Here is a 1,357-nt window from a genome sequence, read left to right as displayed (position 1 = left end):
GCGCTAGTTCCCATGCCCCTGGGACACTGGGTCGGTGAGTCATTGTGTTCTTTCCAGGCCCGATCCGATCGAGGATGCCGCCGTGCTCGGGCCGGTCAAGGCCGAGCCTTGCGGTGGCCGCAAACTGCGGCCAGCCTCGACCGCCCCTGCGCGCGGCAGCTGCGAGATGGGCGGTCGGGACGGAAGAATGCCGGCGGCGCGGTCGAACAAAAGAATGCATCTTCCGGAGCCCGCTAAAAACTGCTTGTCGATCTCATCCGTCGTCCGCAAGTGGCCCCAATGCGCGGCGGGGAATTCGTAGAACGCAAGCATTGCGTCGCGATCTTTCGTCAGGCACTTGACCGCCTTGTCGTACTTCGCTCCGTATTTCTCGGCAAAGACGTCGATCGCCACTTCGGCCGAAGCTCGGTTGGGCGCCAAATAGACCTCGCGCAGATCCTTCTTGATGCTGGCCTGTACCGACACTGCGACTTTGTTCAAGATATTCGCGGTTTTGTGCACCCAGCACCGCTGGTGTCGCGTGGCGGGAAAGACCTCGTCGAGCGCCTTCCAGAAGCCGAGCGCGCCGTCACCGACGGCGATTTCCGGGGTGATCTTCAGCCCACGGGTTTTCGCTTCGACGAGCAGTTCGTGCCAGCTCTGCGCGCTCTCGCGCCCGCCGACCTGGAAGCCGATGAGTTCCTTCTTGCCTTCCGGCGTCGCGCCGATCAGCACCAGCATGCATTCGCTGTGGTCTTCCATGCGAGCCTGCAGGACGACGCCGTCCGCCCACACGTATACGTACCGGCGCGCCGACAGATCGCGCTTCTGCCAATGCTCGTAGTCGCTCTGCCACTCCGTCGTCAGTCTGGAAACCACCGCCGGAGAAAGATTCGGCGCATCCTTGCCCAAGAGCGCCGCCAGCGCCTCCTGGAAGTCGCCCGTCGAGATGCCTCGCAGGTACAGCACCGGCAAAAGTGCATCCAAGCTCTTCGTGCGCCGTGCCCACAACGGCAGGATCGCCGAGGTGAAGCGAATCCGCTCGCCATCGCTGGTCACCGCGCGATCCCGAATCTTTACCCGGGCGACTTCGACGGCGCCGATCCCCGTCTGGATCGTCCGCACTGGACCATGGCCGTGTCGCACGAGGCGGTCGCGGCCGTCGGGAAGCTTCAAGCCCTTCATCGCGGCGAGAAACGCCTCGGCTTCCATCTCGACAGCCTGCGCAAGCAGCTGCCGAGCACCAGATCGCAAAACATTCGTCAGTGGATCGTCGATCTCATCGGGCTGACGCAGTGGGACAACGTTGCTATGCTCGTTCATGGCGTATCGCTCTCATGTGAGGTTCTGGCAGGCTCGACACCCGCCTCGATACGCC

1 pseudogene is annotated in these 1,357 nt (G+C 63.2%); it reads right to left on the bottom strand.

Going from position 1 to position 1,357, the window contains the following annotated elements:
- Positions 1-237 precede the first annotated feature (237 nt).
- Positions 238-1,302 (bottom strand): annotated as a pseudogene (locus CV770_RS41075) (IS256 family transposase); the annotation flags it as partial.
- Positions 1,303-1,357: the final 55 nt, after the last annotated feature.

Source organism: Bradyrhizobium sp. AC87j1, assembly GCF_002936975.1.
In the GTDB taxonomy this organism is placed as follows: Bacteria; Pseudomonadota; Alphaproteobacteria; order Rhizobiales; family Xanthobacteraceae; genus Bradyrhizobium; species Bradyrhizobium shewense.
This window is presented reverse-complemented; position numbering and strand designations above follow the sequence as displayed.